Source organism: Trichococcus pasteurii, from assembly GCF_900112935.1.
In the GTDB taxonomy this organism is placed as follows: Bacteria; Bacillota; Bacilli; order Lactobacillales; family Aerococcaceae; genus Trichococcus; species Trichococcus pasteurii.
This window is the reverse complement of the sequence record NZ_FONM01000005.1, coordinates 109,253-122,209: the sequence shown is the minus strand read 5'-3', so window position 1 is coordinate 122,209 and position 12,957 is coordinate 109,253. Positions and strand designations below refer to the sequence as shown.

Sequence of the window (12,957 nt, the reverse complement as noted above, 5' to 3'; positions counted from 1 at the left end):
ACGGTTATTTTTCCCCGCCATGCCTATTTTGGCGGGGAAACTGAATAGGATTCAAACTGATTTTGCCCGCCAATAAGGTTTTGGCGGGTTATTCTTGCGCGTTCATTCGTTCCCATTCCAAAAACGAAGAGGCTGCATCAAAGCCAGAATTGCACATTCTGGCTTTGATGCAGCCTTTCTGGTTATTTCAGGAGTGTGGCGAGTGCGGCCATCTCTTCTTCGCTGAAGGTCAGTCCTTTGCCCATCTTTTCGTGGCCCGGGCTCCATTCGCGGATGTCGTATTTAGGCGGTCTGCCGTTCCAGCTGACCAGGTTCAATTCTTTCGTCCAACCTTTTGCGGATGTGGACAGGACGCCGAGTTCTTCGACGATTTCAAAGGTGATGTCTGCCATAGGGATGATCCTTTCTTTCTGGGAATTTGGGTTCGCTGCCTGAATGCCTTTCGGATCGGCAGCTTGCCCCCTTATTATAACCTAAACGATGGTTCATTTAAAATATCCGCTGACTTTTGAAAGATTCGTTTTTTGGAAAGGCCGAAGCTGGAAAGCAAAAAATCTTCACCAGCATGCAAAAAGAGGAGCTCCGAACAGCAGTATGTTCCGGGCTCCCTTTTGCATGCATCAAAGCAATTCCTCCAACTCACGCAAGCTGCTATTCTCCAGACCGCGGATTGCCTGCAGGATCCGCTCAGCTACTTCCAGATCCGGCGCTGATTCGCGCCATTTGCTTTCCAGTTCCGCATCCGACAAGGGAGCTTGCGGAGATCCCTTCGGCACGCACACTTCGCGGCTGTGGACGGAACCATCAGCCAGCGCAATGCGGACGATCGTAAAACGCCCTTTCGGGATGGCCTGCGGGTCCGGCTTATGATCTGCATCATTGCTGCGGAACATTTTCCTCATCAGCTTTTCGGCATCTGCCGAAACAGCGGCGGATCCGAAATTTCCGAGCGTAAACGGCTGTCCCAGCAATGCCAAAGCGACAACATACTCGATGCTGAAACGGCCCTGTTCACCGGTCTTCGGGCGTTTGTGGATTAGAGCCGCATCTCCGCCAGGCGGAAATACGATGTCTATCTTTTCGATAGCTTCGGCATCCAAGTTCAGTTGCGCCAATGCCAACGCGGCATCCGCGCCATGGGAGGCAGCGGAGCAGAACGGATTGCGTTTGAACCAGAGACCGGGCTCGGCTATCCGCCACGACTTACCCCAGCCTTCGGTCAAGGCCGCCCGGACGGCTTCATCCGCTTCTTTTCCGGCATAGACATGCAGAAACCCGATTGCTGAATCAAGCGCCATTTCAGTACCATGGAAATCCTGCTGGGTCCACTCGATGGACTGGACCGCTTGCTGTGCCGCTAGTCCGGCATGCAACGGCTTCATTTCCGTGCCGAACTGCACCCGCAGTCCGCTAGCCTGACTGACGGCGATTCCGACAGCGTTCCGCATTTGAGCAACCGTGAATCCAAGCAGCCGCGCACCTGCGAAAGTAGCGGCAACACCCCCGAGCAATGAGGTGTTGTGCCATCCCTTCAGATAGCTGCCCGTTCCGATCGCTTGGCCAAGCCGGGCCATCACTTCGACACCGATGATGTACGCATCCAAAAAACTTTTACCGGAGATTTCCCGACCGGAAGCCAAAGCAAAGAGCACAGGCAAAATAACCGAGCTGGGATGGCCGCGGACGTCGGAATGGACGTCGTCGTAATCCAGCGCATGGCCCATGAACCCGTTCACGAGAGCCGCTTGGCGCCGGTTCGCCATTTTACCTTGAGCTATCAAAGGTGTAATGGGGTTACCCCCTTCTTCTTCGATGGCATGCAAAAGCTTGGCTATCCCGGCATCCTCCCGGCCAGCAAATGCACTGGCCAGAAAATCAAGGATGCCCCTTTTTGCTTCCCGCAAAGCAGCTTGATTGTCTGTCGGAGTTGACTTCAAAACTTCCTCAGCCATTGTTTCAGTGAATACCGTCAGTCTTCCCATCGATCCAGCACCTTGATCGCCAAAGCCGAGAAGTAATCAGCGGCGACCGCCAAGGCTTCCTCTTTGAGATTGAACTCGGGATGGTGCCATTCGCGCGTACCTTCGACGCCCATGAACACGAAGAAGCCGGGGATGAGCGTCTGGTAATGCGCGAAATCCTCCCCGCCGGCGACCGGTTTCGGCTCCAAGAAAAGGTAGCCTTGTTCGGCAGCCGTTTCTTCCATGATCGCCTTGAATCGGGCATCGTTATCCACGATGGCAACGTAAGGGTGCCAACGGAAATCGGCTATAGCGCCGAACGCGGCTGCGATCCCTTCGGCTGTCCGGCGCATCAAGGCCGGGATTTTCTCGCGGTCTTCCTTTTGGAAAGCGCGGACGGTGCCTTCCATGTAGACTTTCTCGGGGATGACGTTCCATGAATTGCCACCGTGGATCTGCGTGATGCTGATGACAGCGTTGTGGAACGGACTCGTATTGCGGCTGATGATCGTCTGCAGGCCGGTGATGATCTGGCTTGCGATGACGATCGGATCGATGGTCGAGTCGGGAATGCCGGCATGGCCGCCGACTCCGTGGATTTCCAGTTCGAAGCGATCCGCGCTGGCCATCAGTCCGCCTTCACGGATTCCGATCGTGCCGACCGGAAGATCCGGTTTGTTGTGCATCCCGAAGATGGCGGAAACGCCCTCCAGAGCACCGGCCTCTTCGACCCACTTCGCGCCCTGCGCAATCTCTTCGGCGGGTTGGAAAATGAAACGGACGGTTCCTTTCAATTGTGCCCTTTTCGCTTGCAACAGGAGCGCTGCCCCGATCATGGAAGCCGTATGATAATCATGGCCGCAAGCATGCATGAGCCCTTCCGTTTCGGAAACGAAAGGCAAACCGGTAGCTTCCTTCACCGGCAAAGCATCGATATCCGCACGCAAAGCGATGGTCGGGCCCGGCAGTGCACCCACTACCTCCGCAATCAGGCCGGTCTCCAACGGATAATCCAGGACAGTGATCCCTTCTTCTGATAGCCAGTGGCGGATGCGCTCCGTAGTCGCAAATTCCTTTCGGGACAGTTCCGGATGCGCATGCAGTTCGCGCCGATAAGCGACCAATTTTTCGTATAGTCCCGTTTCGATATGTTTCTCCGTTTGTGTTTGCGTTTCAGTCATGTTTCCAATCTCCTTTTCATGTTTCAATGGCGGTATTGAGAATGTTCTATCCGCAGGTAGGGGTGTCGACTCGGATGATGCAGTCTTCAATTCTGTTTTTTAATGCGTATTTTTTCTGCAACTTTTTCAGATTGTCCAATACACCGCCGCCTATTTCTACTCCAAATCTTAAATTTTCTTCCTTGCGCAAGTATTCTAATTCTCCAGGCATAAAGATATTCTCACCATCTTCATTACGACCGGAAGCTTTCAGTTCATCCACCATCAAATCAATTGATGCTTTAAATATAGCAACATCTTGGAATTTTTCAATGTCGATGGCACTGAAATAAAAACCTACACTTTTCGAAGTCTCACCTTTTTTTGTTTCATCACCATGGGCATCAAGAAAAGCACCACTTAGGACAGTTGTTAAGATATTCACCATAACAGCCAAGCCGGATCCTTTGTATCCTCCAAAAGGAATCACAGCTCCTGATAATGCTTCCTTAGCATTTACAGTAGCCTCACCATTTTTGTCAATCGCCCAACCCTTTGGTATATCTCTCCCTTCGATATCTGCAATGCGAATTTTGTTAAAAGCCGCTTCACTTGTTGCTGCATCAAAAACAATCGGATACTTTTCATTGGCAGGAACCGCTATACTTATTGGATTTGTCCCAAGCACCCTTGAAGTCCCTCCGTATATTGTCATTACATTTCCGCTATTGCATAATGCAATTCCAATCATGTTCTCTTTTAAAGCCAGCATTGAATAAAATCCCGCAATCCCAAAATGACTTCCTTTTGAAACTGTAGCCGAAGCTATACCTGATATCTTTGCCTTCTCAATGCATTTTTCCATGGCAAATTTCCCAAGTACAGCACCCATTCCATGATCACCATCTATGGCAATCGTTGCATGACTCTCTCTTAATATTTTTATATCAGGTTTTGTATTGAATATGCCCTTTTCGATATAATCGGCATAATTTATCACCTTCGCTATACCATGGGACTGTATGCCTCTTAATTGTGCCTCAATAAGATTATCAGCAATTGTTCTTGCTTCAACGTCTGATATACCCAATTTCCCAAAGATTTCTATACAAAATTCTGCTAGTTTTTCACTGTCCAATCTGCAATCCGCCATCGCCATCGCCTCCTGATAATGAACCCAAATAATGATTTATGTTCACCCGAATGATTCATGAAATCCAAAATGAACTATTGCAAACATCGCTGCAGCAGCACTCCCCATTGCTCCGAAAATAACTTTCCGGATGTACAAAAAGAACCCCAATCCGACATGGTTCAATCACCACCACACAATCACAGAAAAGGGTTCCCTTGATGGTCACACTACAAAAAAGTGCAATATAACTCGCACGGGTTCAACTAAATGATTTTATCAATCTTTTTTTGAAATAAGCGGTGATGTGCCCCAAACCGAGATCGGTCTCCGCAAATTTTTCGTAGCCTCTGTTTTCATACAGCTGCGGCAGCCATGGATGCTCGACTGCCGTGCCCAAAGTGACGGCCGGGCATTTCAATTTGTCCCGGGCGATGTCCTGTTCGATGAAATCCAACAAAAGGCTGCCGATTCCTTTTTTCCCTGCCGTCGGTGAAACAGCCAGCCAGCCGATATGCGGCAACCCTGCCGGGCCCGGATTCGGTCCCCAAGGCATCCGCAGCGAGACCGTCCCCAACAATTGCCCTTCCTCCTCCAAAAGGTAGCAGACATTGTTGGTTATGTGTTTTTTTGCGGCTTCATTGTCCGCATGCGCGGCGGCAAAATGGATGCCCAGCTCTGTGTTGGAAACGTAAGCCTGCCGGAGCAGTTCAGCCAATGCCGGCGCATCCGCTACCTGCGCCAAACGGAAAATCTGCGTCATTCTGCATCCGCTCCTTTTGCGCTGCTGTTCAAACCGGTTGCTTCGAATCGTTTCAGCACTTCGTCGACTTTTTGAGGAGCCGAGCCGAGATACGTTTCCGGATCAAGCAAAGTATCGATATCATCTTCGGTCAGATGCTGGCGGACCGTTTCGTTTTCGACAAGCACGTCGCGGAAGGAACGTTCCTCCTCGACCGCCGCCATCGACAGTTCATAGACAAGATGATGCGCCGTCTGTTTGCCCAATTGTTCGGACAAAACGAACATGACCCGTTCCGACAGCAATAAGCCGCCCTGCAGGTTCAGATTGCGCAGCATATGCTTCGGCTTCACGACCAAGCCTTTCAGGACGGCCTTCGTAGTGGTCAATTGCGATGAAAGGTAGATGCAGATTTCCGGCAGAGCGATCCATTCGCCCCTCCAGCTCATCGCATCGCGTTCATGTTCGACAATTGTGGATTGCTGGATCAACGAGACATTCGCCAAAATCGGGCGCGTCAGGCTGGCGATGCCTTCGAATGCCGCCGGATTGCGTTTGTGCGGCATCGTTGAGGAGCCGATTTTGCCTGCCGAAAACGGCTCTTCGACTTCATCGATTTCGGTCCGCATCAAGTTGTAGAATTCATTCCCGACCTTTCCGAGCGTTCCGCTGATGAGGCCGATGATGCTGGCATATTCCGCGATCCGATCGCGTGAGGATTGCCAGCAGATGTCCGGTGTGTTCAGGCCCAACCGCGTCAATGCGGCGGCTTCGATAGCCGGACCTTGCTCACCGAAAGAAGCATACGTTCCGACCGCTCCAGCGATGCCGCCCACGAAAATCCGCTCCTCGGATTCCTTCAAACGATCCAGATGACGCAAAACTTCACTGAGCACGACCGCCATCTTGAAGCCGAAGGTCGTCGGCAAGCCCTGCATTCCGTGCGAACGTCCAGCCATCGGTGTCGTGCGATATTCAGCCGCAAGCCGGGCCAATTCACGCGCGATTTCCTCCAGTTCGCTGATGAAAATCTGGTGCGCTTCCTTCAGTTGCAGCATCGTCCCCGTATCCACGATGTCCTGTGTCGTCGCGCCGAAATGTACATATTCGCCGTCTGCCCCGCTCAACTCCTGCAAGGCATTGATCGTCGGCATCAACGAGTGTTTCAACTTCGCCCCGCTGGCCGCCAACGCCTCCAGATTGATGTATTCGCTCTTCGCTTTCGATGCGATCGTCTCGGAGGCGGACTGAGGTATCAAGCCCAGTTCCCCTTCCGCGAGCGCCAACGCCGCTTCGACATCCAGATGCTTCTGGAGCCGATTATCCTCCGACCAAACCCCACGCATTGCTTCCGTTCCGAAATTGTTCCTCATCATGATCATATCTATCACATGTGATGCCATTTATCTGATTCCTCCCCCAACTTATACCCGCAATTCTGATGCTGTGCATGCCTTTTATAAGGCGGCACAGGCATTATGTCCCCGTTCAAATGAACAGAAAATAGCTTATGTTAGCTTATCATTTCATAGTGAGTTGGGATATCCCGCATTTCCGAACACGTTTGATAGGAGAAAGCGAACACCCCGGCCAAACAAAAAAAGCCGCAAAACACTTTTCTTCAGTGTCTTGCAGCTTTAGGATCATTCTATTTTTCTGAACTTTTCAGAAAAAGCACCGTTTCTTTGTCGGAGGAAGTCGGCAATGCATAAGCGGTCTTATATTTTTCATGGCCTTTACCGGTCACCAAAATCCAATCCCCTTCCCGAGCCTCGTTTACTGCTGCTTGTATGGCCAGTGTCCTGTCCATCATGACATCGACTTTGTGCATCCCAGCAAATTTATGCTGATAAGCTGCATATTCCTGCTTCATCATCTCTTCCGGAATGCCGTTCAGATCGTCAGTCGTCAAAATTACGCGCGAACTCTGTCCAGTCGAAGCCGCAATCATTTCATCCCGCTTCGACGCATCCCGGTCGCCGCGGAAGCCGAAAATATGCGTGATCCGCTCCGCGCCGTCCCTGCGCATCGAAGTCAAAATCGAACTGACCGCTTCCGGCGTATGCGCGTAATCGATGATGCAGTGGACCCCATCCTTCAGATGGACAAACTCGTAACGGCCCGGCACGCCCGCAAACGAACGCATCTGCTCCGTCACATCCGCCAACGGATAGCTAAGATCCTGAATCACCGCACCCGCCATCGCGATGTCGTAAAGGTTGTGTTCACCGGGCATATGCGGATCCAACGCCGACGTCTCACCCGAAACAGCCAACGTGACCACCTGATTCGTCATCTTTTTGATCGAAAGTACAGCATCATCCTGATGACCCACGGTGATGACCGCTATCCCCTTGGCGACGAGACGCTGCGCCAGTTTCAATCCCCAGATGTCATCGGTGTTGACGACCGCTTTCCCATTCGGCTTCAGCTTGTCGAACAGCATAGCCTTGGCTTCGAAATAAGCCTCCATTGTCTTGTGGTAATCCAAATGGTCGTGCTGCAGGTTCATGAACAAGGCGTAGTCGAATGCGACGCCCTCCAGACGGTATTGCGTCAGGCCATGCGAAGAGACTTCGATGACGACAAAGTCATCCTGTGACGCCGCAATCAACTCGTGCACCTTTTCGGCATTCGGTGTCGTGTTCGGCGTCGGATATTGGATACCGTTGATTTCGTTGTAGATGGTGCCGATCAGGGAAACGCTAAACCCTTGCTGCTCCAGCAAATGCTTGAGGAAAAAAGCGGTCGTCGTCTTCCCGTTCGTACCGGTTATGCCGATTACGTGTTTCCTTCCGGAAGGATGCTGATAGAATTTATCCGCCAACTGTCCCAGTGCCTGGCGGCTGTTGGCGACTTTTAGGTAAGGAATCGGTAATGCCTCTGGGCAATCACGTTCGCCGACGATCAAAGCGGCCCCTTGTTCGATTGCATGCGGGATATAATCATGCCCATCCTGTTCAAATCCAGCGATGGCGACAAATATCATTCCGTCCGCGATGTCCCTGGAACTATCGCTAATGCCGGTGATTATTTGCTCTCCATCCCACTTCGGCTGCTCTCCCAGCTGATAATCAGACAGCATTTGTTTCAGTTTCATCGAATTGCTCCTTTAATGATGTTTCTAGCGGGTTTCAGTATACTTTTCAATTGCGAAGTTTTTATGAATTTTTGTAAGAAACCCGCATTGCTTTGTATAGGATAAACCATCATGATGATTTTCTGTACTGTTATGTTGCAGAATTCATTGACTGAGGCTGAAAATATTATGATAATCTTCGGCTTTCCAAGTATACCTACCCTACTTCGAAACACATACCCTTTAGGATTTTTGCGGACTCAGGATTTCCCAGACGACCGTAACGGTATCGCTGTTGCTGATGTCTTCCGGCTCAAGATCGATCATCGGAGCACTATCATAGACCATCTTCGATGAAGCCGCATAGACGCGGGAGCGCACTTCGATTTCGCCCCAATCGTAATCGATCGACAAGATTTTCCCGAGCATGACGCCGCCCGCTGCTGCCAGTATCTGCGCCTTCGCCTTGGCGTCGCGCACGGCATCCTCCAACAAGGCTTGCTCGACCGCCTGACGATCCTTCAGGAAAAAATAGACCGAAAATTCCGGATCCGCTTCGCAGGTCGACAAAGCCAACAGGATTTCGCCAAGGCGCTTGCTATCATTTCCGAAGGTGATCTTCAGGTCATTACTGTAGCGGTAGCCCAGGAAGTAGCGCTTGTTTTCGCCGCGGAAGTCGTTCCTGTGCTCATACGCGCTGTCGATCGAAAAGTGTGTGGAGCGGATCTCCTTTTTCGGGAATCCGAGCGGCAGCAACGTTTCCCGGACTTGCTCCAGCGCCAAGGCGGCATGCTGCATCGCCAATTCGTACGTGTCCTTGATGTCCTCCAACTGCAGCGAAATGGCGATTGCATCAGGTGGTGCGCTGGCGAAACCTTTGCCTTTGACAGTCATTCTTGAAATTCCCATGTTGGTCGTCTCCCTTTTTGAATGGCTCACTTGCTTTTGCTTTAAGACTAGCACGCAGAAAGCGGTTTCGCAAAAATCAAGGACCGATTACCGGAAAGAACTCTGGGTGGCGGTGGCTTGATTGCGTATGATGGCGGGATTGTGGATAGCTGTCGGCTGTTGTACATTCGGCTCCTCTCTAACAGCCGACATCAATGGCTTTTCTCGACTGTTCCGCATTCCGTTTGTCTCTATCAGTCGACACATAAGACTTATCTCGGCTGTTCTGTCTTCGGATTATCCGCTGATATGATCATCAATACAAAACAAAAAACAGTCGTTCATGACGACTGTCCGGTTTCTTCCGTATTCTGTTCCTTTGCCGAGAGCCAATCGACAAATGCACGCACACCATACGTTAAAGGGATCGAAAGGTGCAAGGCTACCTTCAGACCGTGCATCATCACAAATTCCACCGTATTGATCGGATCAGGGAGATCCATGCCCAGTTGATACAGCTGATAAGCCTGCTGCGCCTGCAGCCCGGCCATCGCTAAAAAGAAAGCGTTGCTCCAAAAAGGCCGGCGCGTATATAGGTCAAAAAAGGCGTTTCGATAGACAACGTTCACCAAAAAGAATAAAGCCGTGATCATGATGATGATCATAATTGCGTTTCGATAAGAAATCCCGCCAAGGCTAGCATCCGGTATTGCGATATAAACAAGAAGCAGCGTTGCCATCAGCAGCATACTGTAGTAGCCAAATTGATACCTTATCTTTTTCTGTTGCTCGTCGTAAAACTTCAAAATCATCCCTCCCTAGTTTCCGCAAAAGATCTTACCAGCACGTTCATTTCATTTTCCAGCATATCGATTTCGCAATAGGCGAGCTTCGGATTGTTTGCCGCGAAATAGCGGTAAACTTGGTTCACGCGCACGCGGAATTGTTTCGGGCTGATCGGCAACTCGTTCGCGCGCTTCAGTCCGCCCTTCTCGCTCAGGAGAAACTGTTGGTTCAATGCATGGATGACCTGAACCCAGGAACAAGCAGCCTGGAAGAAACTGCCGCTGGCGTAATGGATCCCCCCCTGCATAGCGGCACTATGGCCATTTCCGAGCGACAGTGCTGCCTCTCTCATGAAATATGCAATCGTCGCTTGGCGCAGCTTTTCCGGATAGGGTCCCTCCATTGCAAGCTTTTCTTTCAACGTCGTAATCGGATGATTTGTCGATTCCCAGAGAATTCGGCCATAATGGATTTCAGCCGCATAACTGCTGTTCACGATGCCAAAAGGATGGCCGCTCGAGTGTTGGATTGTTATCCTCCCCTCGAGGCAATCCGCGATGGCCAGATCCACAAGTCTGATTTCCCTTAAACTGTATTCGATCAGCAAACCGGCATCATCCACCCGGCTGATCGTCTGATCCAGCTCCTGAAAGAAAAGTTCTTCGGGGACATAATACAGCAAAATCGCCGATTCCGTGATGTTATATCCATCTCCGCAAGCCACAATGCCTTTCAATCCTGGAATGCTTTTCAGTTCGCTCACAATCTTCTCTCTGTTCACTTCGTTCACACGCATCACCTCTTATTTTTCTGATGAAAAACCTTATTGGAGCGGCCGGTCGGGAAATGACAGAACGTCCGTAAACACTAGTCGTCAGCCTCAATTGTGCAATTTGATTATTTTTATCCTATCATTTTTAGCAGATTATCGCAATTTTGACAATTTTCGTCTGATCAGAGTAGCGTTAGCTGTAAAAATAGATCCAAAACAAGGCAACTGAGGCCGCTTCCCCTTGTCTGCCCTCCGAAAACATGCTATGATTTTATTTATAAATGAGGGAATGAATGTCTCCCCTAGCCAATCGCTTAAACCGCTTATCAAAGCTGATGACTTCTGCGCAATAGGCGCAGTCCGTCATCAGCTTTTTTTGGCGGCAACCATTTGGAGGTGCAACTATTGATTTACAGTATCGCGCTTATTCTTATTCTAGGTTTTCTGCTCAGTTCGCTCTTCACCCGACTCCAGCTGCCCGGCTTGTTGGGCTTGATTTTGACCGGCATCCTGTTGGGACCCTACGGAATGGATCTGATGGCACCGGAATTGCTGGCCATTTCAGCGGATATCCGGAAGATCGCCCTGATTGTCATTCTGGTGCGCGCCGGGTTGACAATGGAACTGGGCGATCTCAAAAAAATCGGCCGGCCTGCCGTTCTGATGACTTTTTTGCCGGCGACCTTCGAAATCCTGGCGGTCACCCTGTTGGCGCCGAAACTGTTGGGCATCACACTGTTGGAGGCCGCTATCCTCGGCACCGTCCTTGGGGCTGTTTCTCCGGCTGTCGTCGTTCCGCGCATGATCATGCTGATCGAGAGCGGCTACGGCAAAGCCAAAGGGATTCCGCAGATGATCCTGGCCGGCGCTTCCGTCGATGACGTTTATGTCGTCGTGCTTTTCACTTCTTTTTTGGGGATGTATACAGGCACCGGGTTCCAAGCCATCACGCTGCTTTCCGTCCCGGTCTCAATCGCTTTGGGCCTGCTTGGCGGATTGTTGGTCGGCTTGGGTCTGGTTGTCCTCTTCAGGGCATTCCATATCCGTGACACGATGAAAGTCATGCTGGTGCTGAGCGCTTGTTTCCTATTGGTGACCGTGGAGGATTCATTCGCCAAATTCATTCCGTTCTCCGGCCTGTTGGGCGTGATGGCGGTGGGAGCGACGTTATTGAAAAAACGTCCGGAATTAGCTAAACGTCTCAATGACAAATTCTCGAAAATCTGGTCCGGCGCCGAAATTTTCCTGTTCGTATTGGTTGGTGCGGCCGTTGAGATCACGTCCTTGGGCGGCGCCGGTTTTGCAGCTGTCGCCTTGATCTTCGGAGCTTTGGTTTTCCGGATGCTAGCGGTTTTCCTGGCTGTCTCCGGAACAAACCTGAATGCGAAGGAACGCATCTTCTCTGCGATGGCGTATACGCCGAAAGCAACCGTCCAAGCAGCCATCGGATCGATTCCTTTGGCTGCCGGAGTCGAAGCGGGCAGCATCATTTTGAGTGTCGCCGTCTTGGCGATTATCCTGACCGCACCGATCGGAGCCACCTTCATAGATCGCACCTACAAGACTTTCTTGACGAAGGTGAACGGATTTTAAAGCAGACTGAACAAAAAAATCGAGGCGCCCTGTCCATCCAACGGACAAGGTGCCTCGATTTTTTATCGTTTCTGCATGATGTAGAAAACGTAGTTGTAGTAGGCACTGTATTTTTCGAAATGCTTCATTTCCTGGCGGTTCTCCTCCACCAAAGCTTTCGCGTCCTCGCTGTGACCGTGCCTTTCCAGGAAGGCCGCTTCATTGGCCTCGTAATAATGGTAGTAGTGGCTTGTCCAATCCGATTCGGGCAGGACGAAATGAGCAACTGGAATGTACCCCGCATCCTCTACTTGGGCAATCTTTTCCGCGATCGTCCCCATTTCCGGGTAGACTTCGGTCCAATATTTGTCCACAATCTGCGGACGTTGCGGCGTCAGCCAAGAGATTTCGGAAACGACCAGATAACCGTCCTTTTTCAGCAGCGGACGCCATTCCCGGATGCCTCTGGAAAAACCGATGTTATAGATGGCGCCTTCCGCCCAGATGACGTCCAAAGATTCGGGAGCGAAGGCAAGCTGCTCCATATCCATTTCCTTGACCGTCAAGCGGTTCGTGATGCCTTGCTGCAGGACTTTGTGCTTCAGTATGCTCGAGAATTCCTTGCTGCTGTCAACCGCAGTGATATGGGCCGGCGTCTGTTCGCTCAGCACCATAGTCTGTGCGCCGGTTCCGCAACCTACGTCCAGCAGTTGCGCTTGCAGGGTCAATTGCGGCAGAAACTGAAGCGCTTTGATGGTGCTCTGTTGGCTGCCGGGACCTTGGCGCGGGTTATTTTTGTGAAAATCGATGATCAAATCCAATGTTTCCATGATTTCCCCTCCTGATCTTCGTCCTCCGTGGCTGT

The 12,957-nt window shown here is 51.0% G+C and carries 12 protein-coding genes and 1 riboswitch; of the genes, 1 reads left to right on the top strand and 11 read right to left on the bottom strand.

Going from position 1 to position 12,957, the window contains the following annotated elements:
* Window positions 1-182: 182 nt before the first annotated feature.
* From BM184_RS06615 to BM184_RS06570, 10 genes are all read right to left on the bottom strand, one after another.
* Window positions 183-392 (bottom strand): YdbC family protein, encoded by a 210-nt coding sequence (locus tag BM184_RS06615; protein ID WP_086943129.1) that lies wholly within the window; start codon window positions 390-392, stop codon window positions 183-185.
* A 228-nt stretch (window positions 393-620) separates the two neighbouring features.
* The gene (locus BM184_RS06610; RefSeq protein WP_086943130.1) at window positions 621-1,982 is read right to left on the bottom strand and encodes an MmgE/PrpD family protein; all 1,362 of its coding nucleotides are present in this window, start codon (window positions 1,980-1,982) and stop codon (window positions 621-623) included.
* Window positions 1,970-3,142 (bottom strand): amidohydrolase, encoded by a 1,173-nt coding sequence (locus BM184_RS06605; protein WP_086943131.1) that lies wholly within the window; start codon window positions 3,140-3,142, stop codon window positions 1,970-1,972. The genes BM184_RS06610 and BM184_RS06605 overlap by 13 nt, the downstream gene beginning before the upstream one ends.
* A gap of 46 nt (window positions 3,143-3,188) precedes the next feature.
* Window positions 3,189-4,274 (bottom strand): Ldh family oxidoreductase, encoded by a 1,086-nt coding sequence (locus BM184_RS06600; RefSeq protein ID WP_177208571.1) that lies wholly within the window; start codon window positions 4,272-4,274, stop codon window positions 3,189-3,191.
* A 241-nt stretch (window positions 4,275-4,515) separates the two neighbouring features.
* A complete protein-coding gene (locus BM184_RS06595) occupies window positions 4,516-5,016 on the bottom strand; it encodes a GNAT family N-acetyltransferase (RefSeq protein WP_086943133.1) in 501 nt (166 codons plus the stop codon).
* Window positions 5,013-6,398 carry an adenylosuccinate lyase gene (purB, locus tag BM184_RS06590; RefSeq protein ID WP_086943134.1) on the bottom strand — a complete coding sequence of 462 codons (1,386 nt, stop codon included), beginning with the start codon at window positions 6,396-6,398 and terminating at the stop codon, window positions 5,013-5,015. Before purB ends, BM184_RS06595 begins: the two co-directional genes overlap by 4 nt.
* A 245-nt stretch (window positions 6,399-6,643) precedes the next feature.
* On the bottom strand, window positions 6,644-8,095 hold the full coding sequence (locus BM184_RS06585; RefSeq protein ID WP_086943135.1) for a UDP-N-acetylmuramoyl-L-alanyl-D-glutamate--2,6-diaminopimelate ligase: 1,452 nt from the start codon (window positions 8,093-8,095) through the stop codon (window positions 6,644-6,646).
* A gap of 222 nt (window positions 8,096-8,317) precedes the next feature.
* Window positions 8,318-8,983: an SIMPL domain-containing protein gene (locus tag BM184_RS06580; RefSeq protein ID WP_086943136.1), complete on the bottom strand. Its 666-nt coding sequence runs from the start codon at window positions 8,981-8,983 to the stop codon at window positions 8,318-8,320.
* A 320-nt stretch (window positions 8,984-9,303) separates the two neighbouring features.
* Window positions 9,304-9,768, bottom strand: coding sequence for a hypothetical protein (locus BM184_RS06575; protein ID WP_143091118.1), 465 nt, complete (start codon window positions 9,766-9,768; stop codon window positions 9,304-9,306).
* A gap of 2 nt (window positions 9,769-9,770) precedes the next feature.
* Window positions 9,771-10,538 (bottom strand): hypothetical protein, encoded by a 768-nt coding sequence (locus tag BM184_RS06570; protein ID WP_086943138.1) that lies wholly within the window; start codon window positions 10,536-10,538, stop codon window positions 9,771-9,773.
* Window positions 10,539-10,796: 258 nt separating this feature from the next.
* Window positions 10,797-10,872: riboswitch (Fluoride riboswitch) on the top strand.
* A gap of 44 nt (window positions 10,873-10,916) precedes the next feature.
* On the opposite strand from BM184_RS06570, the gene BM184_RS06565 reads away from it, so the two are divergent.
* Window positions 10,917-12,113 (top strand): cation:proton antiporter domain-containing protein, encoded by a 1,197-nt coding sequence (locus BM184_RS06565; protein ID WP_245830728.1) that lies wholly within the window; start codon window positions 10,917-10,919, stop codon window positions 12,111-12,113.
* A 62-nt stretch (window positions 12,114-12,175) separates the two neighbouring features.
* On the opposite strand, the gene BM184_RS06560 is transcribed toward BM184_RS06565, so the two are convergent.
* Window positions 12,176-12,922 (bottom strand): class I SAM-dependent methyltransferase, encoded by a 747-nt coding sequence (locus BM184_RS06560; protein WP_086943140.1) that lies wholly within the window; start codon window positions 12,920-12,922, stop codon window positions 12,176-12,178.
* Window positions 12,923-12,957: the final 35 nt, after the last annotated feature.